A 14999-nucleotide genomic window follows, 5' to 3' on the forward strand; every position below is an offset into this window, starting at 1 on the left:
CATGGCCACGCCGCGCGTCTCGATCCAGACGGCCGACTTCGATGTTGCCGCGGAGATCGCCGCCCTACGCGCGCAGGACCCGGGCGTCGGCGCCGTCTGCAGCTTCATCGGCACGGTGCGGGACCGCAACGACGGCAGCGCGGTGAGCGCGATGGAGCTGGAGCACTATCCCGGCATGACGGAGAAGGCGATCGAAGGCATGATCGACGAGGCCTTCGCCCGCTTCGACATCCGCGGCGTCCGCGTCATCCATCGGGTCGGCGCGCTGCAGGTGCAGGACCAGATCGTGCTGGTCGTCGTCACGTCTTCGCATCGCGGCACGAGCTTCCAGGCCTGCGAGTTCCTGATGGACTACCTGAAAACGCAGGCGCCGTTCTGGAAGAAGGAACGCACGCCCGATGGCGAGCGCTGGGTGGATGCGCGAGTGGCCGACGATGCGGCGCTGGAGCGGTGGGGCATAGCGAGTCGAAACTCGTAGAGCCAAACCCAACAACCGGACGCAGAAGACGCAAAGGTTACGCAGAAGACGCAAAAGGACATCCAAAACCTTCTTTGGTTTTTTCTGCGTCTTCTGCGTAACTTCTGCGCCTTCTGCGTCCGGCTGTCCGCTCCCGATTTCTACTTGGGCGTAAACCCGCTCGACTTGATGATCCGGTCCCAGCTCTGCGTATAGCCTTTCACGCGCGCCGTGAAAGCGGCTTGGGGTTGGTACGAAACGGTCAAACCCATCGCGGTCAGTTGCTCGCGCACGTCCGGCATTGCTATGACGCGGGCCAGCGCCTGGCTGAAGCGGTCCAACACCGGCTGCGGGGTGCCGGCCGGGGCGAAGAGGCCGTAGTACGGCAGCTCCTCCAGGCCCGCGATCCCCAGTTCCGCAAAGGTCGGCACATCCGGCAGGATGGTCTGGCGCTTGTCGCCGATGACCGCCACGATGCGCACCTTGCCGGCCTTGTGGTTCTCGATGAAATCCGGGATCGACGCAACGCCCGCCTTGATCTGGTTGCCCAGCATGTCCGCCATCATCGGCGCGCTGCCGCGGTACGGCGCCGCCTGCACGTCCAGCTTGTACTTGGCGCCGATCATGCCGACCATGAACTCGGGGATCGACGCCGGCGCCGGCACGCCGATCGTGTCCTTGCCGCCATTGCCCTGCACGAAGCGCACGTACTCGGCCACCGACTTCGCCGGCGTGCCGCCCGACACGGCCAGCGCGTTGGCGAAGGTCGCGAAGCCGGCGACCGGCACGAAGTCCACCGCCGGATCGAACCCCGGGTTCTTCGTCACCAGCGGCAGGATCGAGATCGAATGGTCATGGCTCAGGAAGAACGTCTGGCCGTCGGGCGCCGCCGTCTTCAGCGCCTGCGCGGCGATCTGGCCGCCGGCGCCCGCCTTGTTCTCCACGAGCACGGGCGCGCCGAGCTGGTCCTTCAGCTTGTCGGCCAGGATGCGGGCGATGGCGTCGGTGCCGCCACCGGGCGGGAAGCCGACGAGGATGCGCACGGGCGCGGCGCCTTGCGCTTGTGCGACGCCGCAGGCGAGGGTGGCGAGGCCCGCCAGGACAAGGCGGCGCAGGGGCTGGAAGGAGGAGTTCGAATGCATCCCGGCAGCATAGCCGGGCGTGCGTCACGCCGCCTGACGCGGGGCTGGCACGCCGGGCGGCACGAAGGCCGCGCGGGCGTCGTCCTCCAGTTCGCCGGTCAACAGTTGCAGCAGCTGCAGCAGCTGCTCCTGCTGCTCCCGGTCCAGCGGGGCCATCAGCCGCTTGTACGCCTTCTCGGCCGGCTTCTGGGCCTGCGCCAGCACGTCTTCGCCGGCGGGGGTGAGGGCCACCACCATGTTGCGGCGGTTCGTCTCGGCCGGGCAGCGGGTGACCAGGCCGCGTGCCTGCAGGCCGCGCAGCACGCGCAACACCGTCACCTTGTCGAAGCCCAGCGCGCGGGCCAGGCTAGACTGGCCCAACCCCGGGTGTGCCTGCAGCACCGTGAGCACGCCGAACTGCGCCGGCGTCAAGCTGAGGTCCTTGCATTCGTCCTCGAAGACGCCCGCGGAGATCTGGTGCGCGCGCCGCAACAGGAAGCCCGGCCGAGCGTAAAGGCGGGACAGGGTGGACATCGGGTTGTGCGGGCTGGCCACGGCTGCTTTCATTCTTCGGTATGCGCGGATTGTGCCGTGGGCGACTTCGCCATGTTGGTTAGCATGCCAACCCAACAGGGGCGGAGCTGCTGGAGAAAGCGAAATAGCTGGGCCGCGTTAAGCCCAACAACCGGACGCAGAAGGCGCAGAAGTCACGCAGAAGACGCAGAAAAACCCAAATCCGATTTCTACTTCTTCTCCCGCGGCACCCGCCCCATCAAGTAAAACTCCGGGTTCGGCATCATGTTCGAGAAGCTCGCCATCCGGTTCGACAGCCCGAAGAACGCGGTGATCGCGGCGATGTCCCAGGCGTCTTCGTCGTCGAAGCCATGCTGCTTCAGCGCAGCGAAGTCGGCGTCGCCGATCTCGTCGGAGTGCAGGCACACCTTCATCGCGAAATCCAGCATCGCCCGCTGCCGCGGCGTGATGTCCGCCTTGCGGTAGTTCACCGCCACCTGGTCCGCCACCAAAGGCTTCTTTTCGTAGATGCGCAGGATGGCGCCGTGGGCCACCACGCAATACAGGCAGTTGTTGGCCGCGCTGGTGGTGGTGACGATCATCTCGCGGTCGCCCTTGGTCAGCGAACCGGTCTCCTTGAGCATCAAGGCGTCGTGGTACGCGAAGAAGGCGCGCCACTCCGCAGGGCGGCGGGCGAAGGCCAGGAACACGTTCGGCACGAAGCCGCTTTTCTCCTGCACCTCGAGGATGCGCGCGCGCATGTCTTCGGGCAGGTCCTTGAGCTCGGGGGAGGGGTAGCGGGTCATGGGGGTTCTCGTCATCCCCGCGAAGGCGGGGACCCAGGGCTTTCAAGCATAACGGCTCTCCTGTTACCTGACCGGTGCCGATCTCCTCCTGTTTGTGAAGGAGGCCCACCCGGCGCGGCGCTCAACTTCTAGCGCGCCGCACGGATGTATTCATGAGCCCGTAACTCGCGAGTACACCGATGGTAGCCATTGTCAGCGGCAACAGCCTGGGTCTGGACCTCACTTCCCTGCGTACCCTGGGTCCGCAGGAGTTCACGGGGAAAGCGCTGCATGGACGCGCCCAGGGCACTTATGTCAACGCCGCCAACGGCAACCTGGTGGTGCAGGCGGAAGACGGTTTCGCCGTCGGCGGGGGCCCGGACGTCCAGGCGCTGCGCACGTACAACAGCCAGGGATTGCTGAACGACGACAACGGGGACAACTGGAACAGCGGTGTCTATCTTCAGCCGCTGCAAGTTGTCGGCGTGCTCAACGCTGCCGGCAGCACGATTGCCAGGACCGGCCGCGACGGCGCCGTGGCGATCTACACCTTCGACAGCGATACCCAAAAGTATGTGACCACGCAAGGCGACGGCGCCCACGACACGATCACCTATGTCGCGGGCGCGAGTCGCATGGAGTGGAGTGACGGCAGCACTGGGCTGACCCAGACCTATGAGGCCTCGGGCGCCTTTCGCTTGCTGTTCGAAACGAACGCAGACGGGGAGAAGCTGACCTACGGCTACACGGGCGTCCGGCTGGACAGCGTGCTCACCGAGGCGGGCGAAGGCACCCGCTATGTCTACGAGACCGACCTGCCGCGAGCCGACCTGAAAGAGGTGCGCACGCTTGCCGCCGGAGGCATTTGCACCGGTAGCGTGCGGTATGGCTACGACCTCGAGCATCGTCTGATCAGCGTAACAGTTGACCATTCGCCCGGCGACGAGAACGTTGACGACGGTGACAGGTACAAGATGACGTACACCTACGAGGCGCCGGGTAGCCACCGCGTCGCGACCGTCACGGAGCCTGGAGGTATCACCCTAACATTCACCTACCTCAACGGCCGGGTGAGCACCGTCACGGACGCGCTCGACCACACCACCACCTTCACCTACGGGTCCGGATACACGAACGTCAGGGATGCGCGCGGGGGTTTGACGCGCTTCGAGTACGACGGCGCCGGCCAGCTGACCCGGATCACCGCACCGGCCACAGGATCCTCCACACAGAGCCGGCAGTTCTCGTACGTCGATGGCAATGTTGTTTCCATCACCGACGGCCTGGGAAATCGCACGGTGTGCGAGTACGACGTTCACGGTAACCAGACCCTGCAAAGGGATGCGGCGGGCAACACCGTGCGCCGCTTCTATGACAGCAACAACCAGTTGCTCACGGAAACGGTGTACCTGCAGCCTGACCCGGATGGCGACGCAGCTCTTGCCGCAGCGGGACCCCGCACGACGCGCTACGTGTACGACACCACCGGCAAGAACCACTTGCGCTTCATCATCAGCGCGGAAGGCCGGGTGACGGAGCACCGGTATGACCCAAACACCTGGGACCTGCTCCGCACCCTGCAGTACGAAGCCGGTGTCTATTCGACTGACGGGCTTTTGCCCAGGGACACTCCCACGCTCGACGCGATGCAGGATTGGGCGGCGGGCCAGGCCGGCGCGCACACGAAGCTCGTCGACTTTGCATACGACTTTCGTGGCCAACTTAAAACCCGGACGAGCTATGCGAAGGTAACGGCGAGCGGTGCCGGCGTGATCGACGGCTCGCAGTCGGTCCAGACGTTCGTGTACAGCCAGCAGGGGCGCTTGCTGAAGACGGTCACGCCGAAACTAGGGGTCTCCATCTTCACCTATGACGGCCTCGGCCGCGTGGAGACAGCCTCGGATGCAAGTGGCCGGGTGACGGTCACGGATTACCAGGATGCATCACGCAAGATCAAGGTGACGCTCGCGAACGGCCTGGTGAGCACCAGTAGCTACGACGTGGCGAACCGGCTCGAGTGGCTGCGGGAATCGGCTCCGTCCGCATCCAACCTCGGAGAAACGCAGTATTTCTACGACGAGAACGATCGCCTGCGCATGACGCAGGATCCCGTTGGCGTCAGGCATTGGTGGCTCTATGACGATGCAGGCCGCCGCACCGCCGAGATCGACGGCAACGGCACCATGACCGAATGGGGCTACGACGCGGCCGGCCGGCTGACCACCTCCGTCACCTACGGCTCCGCGGTGGACGTGTCGCTACTGTCCGATGCCTCCGGCAAACCCCTCATCGCTCTCAAGGCGGCGGACGTGCGGCCCCCGCAGCCTGACGCCTATGACAACAGGAGCTGGTTCGCCTATGACGCGGCCGGTCGCCTGGTGAGGACAGCCACCCGAACCGGCTCGAGCGTGGCCGTGACCGAAACGCAATACGACGGCGCGTCGCGGGTGGTGCGCATCGTGCAGTTCGCCACCCTGTTGGCGTACGACGCCGCTTCGTTCGCGCCTGGGCTGGTCACGGCGCCCGGCCTGAACCCGGACGATCGCGTCACCCGCTACTTCTACGACGGCGACGGCCTGCGTCGGGGCCAGCTCGACGCGGAAGGCTACTTGAGCGCATTCAACTACGACCAGGCGGGCCAGCTGGTGGAACGCATCTCGTATGCGCGCGCAACGTACGTACCCCTCCGTGAGCAGGGCACCCTGGCTCAACTCACGCCAGCGGCCACGGATGTCGAGAACGACATTCGCACCGTCTACTTTTACGACAAGCAGGGGCGCCTGGTGGGCGAGCTCGATGGCGAGAACTACCTGACGGAGACTGTGTACGACATCGATGGCAACGCAGAGCGCACCGTTCGCTACGCGCGCAAGGTGGTCGGGATCGTCACAGCCGGAAGCGATTTGGTGCGTCCGGTGCTGGACGACGCGAACGATCGTACGACGGTGCGTGAGTTCGACATCCTCGGCCGCATCAGCACGGAAACGAACCCCGAAGGAATCAAGACGGGATACACCTACGACCTCGCCGGCAACGTGGTGACCACCGTGCGTGCGTTGGGGATTCCCGCGGCGCTCTCCAGCTACGCTCGGTACGACGTGCAGGGCCGTGTCATCGCCGAGCTGGGAGGTGAAGGAGCGGCCCGGCTCACCGACGACATGACGCAGGCGCAGATCGATGCCGTCTGGTCAGCTTACGGCACGACGCATGCATACGATGCCGCCGGCCGGCGGCTTTCCAGCACTGGCCCGCTTGGCTGGCGCGAGCTGTATTTCTACGACAGCGACGATGCACTCGTCTACACAGTCAATGCCTTGGGTGAAGTCCGGCAGATGGAATACGACGTGCACGGCCGCCTGAGCCGGGAAGTGATGCACTCACAGCGCATAAGCGTCACTGGGCTGGTCGGTGGCGCCGTGCCCGCCGTTCTCCTGACCCGCCTGGCGAGTGCCACGGAAGCCGACGGCGAGACCCGGTACGGCTACACGCGCGACGGCAAGCTGGCGTCGGTGACCAATGCCCGGGGGTCCCAGACCACCTACGGCTACAACGCCTTCGGTGACCGGATTGCAAGCTTCGAGCCTGCCGCCGGATCCGCCACGCTGGAGACGCGCTTCACCGTCGACCACCGTGGCCTCGTGACCAAGACGCAGCTGGACCCTGACGGTCTCAACATCAGAAGCTACGTCATCTACGACGCGTTCGCGCGTGCCGAGAAGACAACTGACGCGTTGGGCGCCATCACCTTGCGCGGTTTCGACCGGCTTGGCCGCACCGACGAGACCACGGACGCACTGAAGGGCGTCTGGCGGACCACCTACGATGCTTTCAACGGGATACTCACTTCGGCGAATCCCCTGGGCCAGAAGACGACGTTCACGTATGACCGGACGGGAAACGTCCTGACCGCCACCGACCCCCGAGGTACGGTGACGCAGCGTACGTACGATCCACTGGGTCGCCAGAAGCTGGAGCGCATCGATCCCGACGGGCTCGACCTGCAGCGATCGCGGACATACGACGCGGACGGAAATGTCACTTCCAGCACCGACGGCGCCGGCAACACCACTCGGCAGGTGTACGACGCGCTCGGTAGGTTGGTATTCGATATCGACCCCGCCGGGGGTGTCGCGCGGATCTCCTACGATGCAGCAGGTCGCGTGGTCCGCACAATGCGCTACGGCATTGCCATCTCCCTGGCCGGGTTGGCCAAGGCGGTGACCGCGGACCAGATCGAGGGAAGGTTGACCGCCGACGCGGCCGTCGACCCAGTCGAGCACCGGGTGTACGACACTGACGGCCGGCTGCTGGCCACTGTCGACAGCACCGGAGCCCTGGTCCGCTACAAGCTCGATCTGGCCGGGAACATCATCCAGCGCACGGCTTTCGCCCGCGCCGTGGACCTGGGCACATGGGTGCCTGGCACCCTGCCATCGGTTGTGCCGGACCCGCTGCGTGACCAGGTCGTCTCCATGGTTTACGACGAGGCAGGGAGGCTGGCTTTCCAGGTCGACGGCGTCGGGGCCGTGACGGAGCAGGTGTACGACCGCCTGGGGCAGGTGGTGCGCACGATTTCCTATGCAAATCCGCTGGCCACTCTGCCGGCGCTTGGCGCAGCGACCAGCTTGGCCGCCATGCGCACCGCTGTCACCACGCTGGCAGCGGCGGCGACGGACCGCAGCATGCGCTTCGGGTACGACGCGATGGGCCGGCAGGTGCTGGCCATCGACGGCACCGGAGCGGCCACGGAGACAGAGTACGACGCGGTCGGCAATGTGAAGGCCGTCATTCGGCGCTCCAAAGTCGTGTCCCTCTCGGCTCTCTCGCCTGCTGCCGGTTTCGCAGAGCTGAGCGGCAAAGTCGCGATGTCCGCGGATGACCAGCGCACCCAATACGCCTACGACGCAGCACGCCGGCTGGTGAGCTGCGCTGACGCATTGGGCGGCACTGAAAATTACGGCTACGACGCAGCAGGGAACAAGACATCGTTCTCGAACAAGAAGGGCGACACCTGGCTGTATGAATATGACGCTGCCGGACGCATGACGAAGGAGACGTCACCGGTGCTGGCACTGAGCGCCATGCCGGCCTCAAGTGGAATGGACATCACCACGGGTCCGGAAAGCGTGATCACCCGGCTGGGCTACGACGGTGCGAGCAACTTGATTTTCCGCACGGAGGCTCATGGTCGCCCGGAGCAACGGACGACGAAATACGAGTACGACGCCGCGGGCCGGCAAGTGCTGGTCACATTCGAGCAGGCAAATGTCTACGAGGCGGAAACCGACCCGCTGGATACGACCGCGCTCGCCGCGCGGAACGATACGCCCCGGACGCTGCAGACACGCACCATCTACGACGCCTTGGGCAACGCGGTAGCCAACATCGACGTCGGGGGAGCGCTCAGCCAGAAGACATATGACGCGGCCGGTCGTGTGCTGTACGAGGTTGACGCTGTCGGCTACGTCACCGGATACCAGCGCAATACCTTCGGCCAAGTGACAGTGCTCACCCGGTACGCAAAAGGCACGGCGCTGGAAGCGCGTGCCGTGACGCGTGCCAGTCAGGCAGTGACGACGAAGGACGTTGAAACTGCGGTGATGGCCACAGGAGTCGATCACTCCGATGACCGCACCCTGACCAGCACCTACGACCGTGCCGGGCGCCTGACGCGCGTGCAGGAAAAAAGCGCGGACACGTTCGACCCCACGGCCGCGGCCGGTTTGCAGTGGCGGTCGGCGCGCAAGACCACGGACACGAGCTACAACGCTTTCGGCGAAGCCGTGGAAGTGAAATCCTTTCGCAACGTCGCCGCCGACGATGGGTCGGTCGTCACGCGTTTCTACGACGGAAACGGCCGCGAGAAGGCCAGCATCGATGCGACGGGTTATGTCACCGAAAGGACATACGACGCCTTCGGCAACCTGGTTTCCCTCAAGGAATACGCCAACGCGGTGGTGGCGGGCTGGAACAGGGATGTGTACACGCGCGGTGTCGCCAACGCCAATGACCGCAAGACCGAGTACGAGTACGACCAGGGCAACAGGAAGGTGCTGGAGCGGCGGCGTGCGGTGGAATACAGCGTCGCGTCGGATGGAACGTCGGTGGTCGGCGACCTGGTGACCAAATTCGAATTCGATGCGGTCGGCAACCCGATCGCCGTCATCGATGCGGACGACCGCCGCACGCGAACCTACTACGACGCGCTGGGCCGCATCAGCGCCGTCCTGCAGCCGCAGACCGGCATATTGACACCGGCGGGCGGTGACGAGCCCGTCGCGGTGAACCCGCTCACTACCTTCCTGCGCGACGCGCACGGAAACGTGCTGAGGGAGAAGCGCCATGCGAATGGCGGTGCGGCTGGCGCGGCCGGCTATACGGAAGGGGCCGCCCACATAACCGACCGCATCGTCCGCACCCGCTATGACCGCCTGGGTCGCGCGGTGCAGGTGACCGACGCGCGCGGCAATCAACAGTTCTTCTCGTACGACGCCTACGGCAAGGTTGCCAAGAAGTGGCAACCATTGGAGGACGGGACCGGCCGGGTGACGTACGAGGTCAACACGTACGACAGCCTGGGACAGCTTGTGTCCGTGCGGCGTCCGGGTACGACCATGGAGGTTCAAGGCGGGATCACGGCCCGCTGGATCACGCCGCCCCCGGGGTCGCCACTTGCACCCCCTCCGCCTGGGGGACAACTGGATCTCGGCTGGACTGGGTTGGAGGGGGCGCGCGTGCGCGTGGAGGTGACTTACACCACGCCGCTCTATACCGTCGCGAGTTCACCCAACGCCATAACCTTTCCCACCAGGACGGTGACCGTCACGCAGGAGAAGTTGGCCGCACAGGCACCCGCCGGCCTCACCGTGGTCTTCCAGGACCCGGTGGCGAAGATCAACACGATCCGCGTTTGGGAGCTGAATGGCACTACCTGGGACATTCGCTGGGAAGGCTCGTACGCCAAGGCACAGGGAACGGGCGTCACGGAGGTTGACCAGAGCACCGTCGACGAGAAGGTCGAGACCCTGCGCTACAACGCGTTCGGCGAAGTGGTGTCGCGTAGCGCGGAGGGCGGGGCCGAGTACTTCCACTACGACGCTGCAGGTCGGTTGTGGCGTACCAACTCTGGGGACGGCGTAGACAAGATCTTCCTGTACGACGCACAGGGCAACCGGACATCCGAGATCCGCAGCCCTGGCGATGCCCGCGGCAACGTCGACCTCCGCCTCGTGGGCAGCGCCGAAGAAGCGCACCTGGACATCCGCAACCGCCGTACCGACTTCACGTACGACGCGGCCGGGCGGCTGGTGCAGAAGACGGACGCGGCACGGCTGGACACTCAGGGCGGTTTGTCCGTGCGGCAGATGGTGGCGACGAGCACGGTGCAGGCTGCCGCGCAGCCGGTCTATGTAGACGGCTACTCCGGCGGCCAATGGGCGGAAGGAACCGCCACGGTCAAGCTCACCTGGACCAACCTGGCCGTTCTGGGCAGCGGCGACGTCAAGTTCCGGGTCAGCTACCAGACGGCCAGCACCTCCGAGCTGGGCGCAGGCGGTGCAGCGGTGATCGATTCGGAAGTCTTCGCATCGCACGAGGCAGCGCAGGGCGCGACGCTGTCATGGACGACCAAGCCGATTGCCAGCATCACCGAAATCACAGTCTGGAAGAAGGACAGCAACGGCACCTGGACGCAGGTGATCAAGCAGGCGCCGGGCACCAGCACCTACCAGATCGACCTGGATGCGGCCAACAACCGGTGGGCTGCCGAGTTCCTGCGTTACCGCCCGTCAGGCAGCACCGGCGCGTTCACGCCGGCGACGCTGACGGACTTCGGCGACCGCGCCGTGTGGAACGCCTTGGCCGGGCTGGCTGCGGGCTCTTACGAGTACGAGCTGGGCATCGCGCCGCAGGGACAAGCAGAACGCCAGGTCGGAACGGGCACCTTCACGGTCGCGGCAAACCGCGTCGTGACGGTGCAGCCCGCGGATAACGCCGGTTCCGCATGGCAGCGACCGGTCGTCAACCAGAAGATGGATCGCTGGGGCAACGTGGTGGAACTCAGCGACGCGCGCAGCGCGGACTGGAAGACGGTCTACGCATACAACGCCAACAACCAGATGGTGATGCAGCGCCTGCCCACAGCCGGCGGCCTGCAAGCGAGTTCCAACCCCACCACGCGCATCTACTACGACGCGCTCGGCCGCCAGGTGGCGGTGCGGGACGCGCTCGGCAACGTGAACGGCACGGGCTACGGACCGACTGGCAATCTGGTGAGGGAAAACCACGCCGACACTGGCGTGGTCACGCACCGCTACAACGCCTTCGGCGAGAAGGTGGCGACGACGGATGCACGCGGCAACGTGCAGTCCTTCACCTATGACCAAGGCGGCAACCTGGTCGCAGTGAAAAAGGGAACGGCGCCTGTCTTCGACGTGGACGTCAATCAGCAGTTGCTGGAGCCTGAGACACGCGCGATCGAAGAACGCTGGACCTACGACGCGCTCGGGCGCCGGCTATCGCACTTCAACGGAGAGAACGAGAAGACCACGTTCCGCTACGACTTGCTGGGCAATGTCATCGAAGTGGTGCAGCCCATGGGGCAGAGGACCTATGCCGCGTATGACGCGCAGGGGCACAAGATCGCCGAGGTCGACGCCAACGGGTACGAAGCCACCTGGAGTTACGACTACTTCGGCAAGCTGCTCGCCCACACCGACATCGGGGGGGCCAAGTACCAGTACACGTACGACAATGCCAGGCAGTTGCTCAAGCAGACCAACTCGCGCGGACAGCAGTTGGCGTACAAGTACGACGCAGCCGGCCAGGTCACGGAAATCCGGGACACCCAGAGCGGGTACGCGGTGAAAGTCACCACCTACGCGTATGACCTGAGTGGCCGCCGCCTCCTCGAGAAGACGGTATCAGGAGCAGAGGTCCACCAGGACAACCGCCTGGCCTACGACGCGCAGGGCAAGCTGCGCGACGTGGCCGACACGCGGGTGCGCATGCAACTGGCCTACGACGCAAACGGCAATCGAACCAGCGTCAGTACCACTGTGCGTTACGCCGGCCTGAACGGCGAGGTGTTGCACAAGACCAGCCGCTTCTTCCAATACGACGTCATGAACCGTCAGACCCTGGTCGATGCGGTCGATGCGGCCGGGGCCAAGGACAAGAGCACGCACGAACTCACCTACGACAAGAACGGCAACCGCACCTCGGACAGCTATCTGGCGTACGCCGTGGTCAGGAATGCGGCGGGCGCGTGGACGGTGCGCGAAGTGCTTGGCGCGGTCACCGAGACCTATGCCTACGACAATCTCAACCGGCTAGTGCAGGTCAAGCGCGATGACATGGTCATCGACAAACGCAGCTACGACGCCGCGGATCGAGTGTTGGGGTCCGGCGGGAACCTGACCACTGCCTACCTGACACAGATGAACCGGTTGGTGGAACTCGGCGAAGTAGGCCGACCGGACATCCGCATCAACCGCTACGACGCCAACGGCCGGATGCTGCACCAGTCGGTGAAGCGCGCCGACGGGATCGCGCTGCAGGAGATCAGCTGGGATCCGACCCGGGTGCTGGGCGAGGCGACCGGGCCGGCAGCCGACGCCTTTCGGGCCGAAGGCTACGACCACGCCGGCAACGTGAAGGGCTACGCCGTCTTCACCCACGAGGGCAGCAAGACGGTCAAGTATTCCACCACGCTCGCGCGCTTCGAAGGGTACGTCGGCACGCGCAGCACCGTCACGGCCTCCGGAAGTGGCGACATGGGAATGAACGTGCAGGTGTATGACGCCAACGGCCACTTGGCGCGCGTGGACGACGCCGAGCAGAGCGGCAATGGGCGCAGCTTCGTCAACGACGCGCAGGGGCGCGCACTTTCCACGGTACGCGGCGGCCATGTTCAGCGCCAGCTGATCGTGAACGGCGAAGTCATGGGGCGCTATGGCGTGGGCGTGCACGACTTGGTGCCGACCGACTCCGACGGCAACACGAACTTCACCGACGTCGCTGACTTCAACTTCAGTTTCGCTGCGGTCAGTCCGACCAACCCGGCGCCCGCGCCGGGCGTGTACATCGTGCAACTGGGTGACACGCTGCAGACGATCGCGAGTGGCGCTTACGGGGATGGGGCGCTGTGGTACCGGATTGCGCAGGCGAACGGCTTGTCCTCGAATGACGATGTGCGGGTCGGCCAAGTTTTGAACATCCCCAATCGGGTGGGGACGATTCATAACAACGACGTAACGTTCAAGCCGTACGACCCGAGCAAGATCACGGGGGATCTGGCGCCGAGTTTGCCGTTGCCGGGTCAGGAGGGGTGCGGGGCGGCGGGGCAGGTGCTGATGTTGATCGTCGCCATTGTGGTGACGATCTATACCGCCGGCGCTGCTACCGCCGGTGTCAGCGCAGGTTTCACCAGCACCATGGCGACGGGGGCCGGCGTCATGACAGGATCGGTTGCGGCAGGCTCCTTGGGAACAGCCGGTACATTGGCACTCGCTGGAGGGATGGGTGCGGCAGCCGGTCAGATGGTCGGATTGGCTACGGGGACGATCGAGAAATTCGACTTCAAGGCCATCGCGCTTGCCGCAATCGGCGGGGCGATCGGCGGCAGCCTTCAGGGGATGAACTTTGTCGGTAATCAGGCAATCGACGGCATCGCACGCGCGGTTGCTGGAAACGTTCTTACGCAAGGTGTCGCTACGGCGACTGGTCTGCAAAGCAGCTTCAGCTGGAAGAGCGTGGCGGGTGCAACTGTCGGAAGCGCTGTTGGGCAAGCGGTAACGCCGATCGCAGGGTACGTTTTTGACAGTAGTCCGTTCATGGCTAGCCTGACCGCAGGACTGGCCGCTGGCGCGGCAACTGCACTTGCGAGGGGAGGGAAGGTCGCCGTTCTGCAGGTGGCGGTGGATGCGTTTGGCAATGCGTTGGGGCAGTCACTCGCGGAAAACGTGAATGGGGCAAGTGGTTCGGTGGCTCCTGGTAATGGCAGCCAGATGGATCACGAAACCGTCGGTTGGTTGAGGCAGGAGCTGGGAATGCCTGACAGCGGTAATCGGTATGCGGGGGTGAACTTGGCAGCCGCCGACATGGTTGGCGGAGTGATGTACGACAACGGCCGCAGTGCAGCCGGTCCGCATATCGACCTGCCCCAAGTCGATCTCTTTGTACCAACCTTGCCCGTGGTTACGGTGACAGCGTCGTCGGAGCTCATGACGCAAGAGGACTTTAGGCGGTTTGAAATTGAGCGGATGAACGCCGCTGGGGCAGGGTTCATTGCAGATGATCTGCCGGGTGCATCCGGCGGTTCGATTACAGCTGTTCAGCCTTCATTCTGGGAACGCATGTGGGGAGCCCCCGCGGTGCAGCAGGTGATGGGCAACACGATAACCGGCAAGGTGGTCGGTGGGATGGCCAACTTCATTGGTACCGGTGTGTCTGCATTCCGCGCCGATGGCTATAACCCCGCAACTTTGAAGCATGTGTACGGGGTAAACAAGCAGCGTGCATTGCAAGACACGGTGATCGGGCTGGCAACGCTTCCAATTGGTGGTGGAGGCTCGGCACTCGCCCGCGCAGAAATTGCAGGGATGAAGTCCACTGTGCAAGCAGAGATCAGCGGCACAAGGGCTGCTCTCCAAGCGCAGACGCAGCAGCCTTTTTTGCTCACATATACGCCAACTACAAATACTCTGAATCAGATTCGGCGGATGCCGTTTCCCGAACGGTGGCAAGCCGGTGAGAAGTATGCTCAGGAACTCTATGGTTCGGCCGGGCAAAAGCATTTCCCGGTTCCCGCAGCGGACGTGGCAGGTGGAGAAATTTTGGGTACGGGAGGTCGTTTCGTCGATGTACCCGTTCCGACCGCAAACGGGGGAACGTTTGCAGGGGAAGTGAAGCTGTATCAGCCGTGGCGCACGGTCAACGGGCAGCCGGTTCAGCAGTTTGTGCCATTGACCGAGCAGATGCAACAACAAGTCCTCAAGGACGCGTGGTTGCGGAATAATGTCCCTGGCTATGATCCTAGGTGGATATTCCTCGATGCTCCTCCATCTGTGGACTTGAGCCGCTATTTGATGCAACACCGCATTGACCACGTGATCCACCATTGAA

At 64.5% G+C, this 14999-nt stretch carries 5 protein-coding genes; 2 read left to right on the forward strand and 3 right to left on the reverse strand.

Annotated elements, in window-relative coordinates; genetic code table 11:
* Position 1: 1 nt before the first annotated feature.
* Complete coding sequence (gene moaE, locus WG902_RS18080; protein WP_340061545.1) at positions 2–478, forward strand: molybdopterin synthase catalytic subunit MoaE; 477 nt, start codon at positions 2–4, stop codon at positions 476–478.
* Positions 479–618: 140 nt separating this feature from the next.
* Here the strand turns inward: moaE and WG902_RS18085 are convergent, their stop codons facing one another.
* The 3 genes from WG902_RS18085 to WG902_RS18095 form a co-directional block, all read right to left on the reverse strand.
* A complete protein-coding gene (locus WG902_RS18085; protein WP_340061546.1) occupies positions 619–1599 on the reverse strand; it encodes a Bug family tripartite tricarboxylate transporter substrate binding protein in 981 nt (326 codons plus the stop codon).
* A 24-nt stretch (positions 1600–1623) separates the two neighbouring features.
* A complete protein-coding gene (locus WG902_RS18090) occupies positions 1624–2145 on the reverse strand; it encodes a MarR family winged helix-turn-helix transcriptional regulator (RefSeq protein WP_340061547.1) in 522 nt (173 codons plus the stop codon).
* Positions 2146–2321: 176 nt separating this feature from the next.
* Positions 2322–2897 (reverse strand): peroxidase-related enzyme, encoded by a 576-nt coding sequence (locus tag WG902_RS18095; RefSeq protein WP_340061548.1) that lies wholly within the window; start codon positions 2895–2897, stop codon positions 2322–2324.
* 179 nt (positions 2898–3076) lie between these two features.
* On the opposite strand from WG902_RS18095, the gene WG902_RS18100 reads away from it, so the two are divergent.
* Positions 3077–14998 carry a LysM peptidoglycan-binding domain-containing protein gene (locus WG902_RS18100; RefSeq protein ID WP_340061550.1) on the forward strand — a complete coding sequence of 3974 codons (11922 nt, stop codon included), beginning with the start codon at positions 3077–3079 and terminating at the stop codon, positions 14996–14998.
* Position 14999: the final 1 nt, after the last annotated feature.

This window comes from Ramlibacter sp. PS3R-8, assembly GCF_037572435.1.
Taxonomy (GTDB): Bacteria; Pseudomonadota; Gammaproteobacteria; order Burkholderiales; family Burkholderiaceae_C; genus Ramlibacter.

What these genes read in the sequence shown, in the direction of transcription:
- moaE (WP_340061545.1), top strand. Translation starts at nt 2, where the DNA reads ATGGCCACGCCGCGCGTCTCGATCCAGACGGCCGACTTCGATGTTGCC.
- WG902_RS18085 (WP_340061546.1), bottom strand. Translation starts at nt 1,599, where the DNA reads ATGCATTCGAACTCCTCCTTCCAGCCCCTGCGCCGCCTTGTCCTGGCG.
- WG902_RS18090 (WP_340061547.1), bottom strand. Translation starts at nt 2,145, where the DNA reads ATGAAAGCAGCCGTGGCCAGCCCGCACAACCCGATGTCCACCCTGTCC.
- WG902_RS18095 (WP_340061548.1), bottom strand. Translation starts at nt 2,897, where the DNA reads ATGACCCGCTACCCCTCCCCCGAGCTCAAGGACCTGCCCGAAGACATG.
- WG902_RS18100 (WP_340061550.1), top strand. Translation starts at nt 3,077, where the DNA reads ATGGTAGCCATTGTCAGCGGCAACAGCCTGGGTCTGGACCTCACTTCC.